The following is a 601-nucleotide window of genomic DNA, read 5'->3' as shown; positions in this document are numbered from 1 at the left end:
CCGGGCGGCGAGCATGATCTCTGCGGCGACCAGCACCGCGACCAGCACCCAGCCCAGGCCGGTCAGTGCGGCGGCCGTCAGCCATCCGCCTGCCACGGCGGCGGCGATGGCCACGCGTGGGATCCACGGCCGCCATCGGGACCGGCGCATCCGCCACATGGCCACCCCTGCTGTTGCGGCAGTCAGGCATGCGATGACCAGTGCGGTGCCGGCAGCTGATACATGCGGCGGCAGGTTGGCCACGGTGAGGCCCGCCGCCAGCACCGTGGCGGTGAGGTAGTGCGGCAGCATTTGACGGCGCAGCCGCCACTCCACGGTGGTGTGCAGGTCCCGCCCGAGCCGCTGAAGTTGTTCGTTCATTAGGGGTTCCCCCTTCCGGATGCCGGTTGGCCGGGCGGTCAGCGCAGCCGGTCGGCCGCGGCCAGGACGTGGTCGACATAGCGCGTGGAGTGGTTGTAATGCCACAGGGCCGTCCGCAGGTTGGTCGCGGCGCCGTGGTCGCACAGGTAGGCGGCGGCGGCCGGGACGGCGTCGGCGGGGTCGTGGACGTCCTTGCGTCCGTCGCGGTCGCCGTCGCGGCCGTAGGAACGCCAGGTGGCCG

The 601-nt window shown here is 72.5% G+C and carries 2 protein-coding genes; both read right to left on the bottom strand.

Features of this window, described 5'->3' with window-relative positions; all coding sequences use genetic code 11:
* The coding region (locus E1298_RS47465; RefSeq protein WP_207945305.1) for a hypothetical protein at nucleotides 1–360 on the bottom strand (360 nt) is incomplete at its 3' end.
* 38 nt (nucleotides 361–398) lie between these two features.
* Nucleotides 399–601 (bottom strand): lytic murein transglycosylase (locus tag E1298_RS47460; RefSeq protein WP_165976014.1); only part of this gene is annotated, 203 nt, incomplete at its 5' end.

The sequence above is a fragment of the Actinomadura rubrisoli genome (genome assembly GCF_004349215.1).
GTDB lineage: Bacteria > Actinomycetota > Actinomycetes > Streptosporangiales > Streptosporangiaceae > Spirillospora > Spirillospora rubrisoli.
This window is presented reverse-complemented; position numbering and strand designations above follow the sequence as displayed.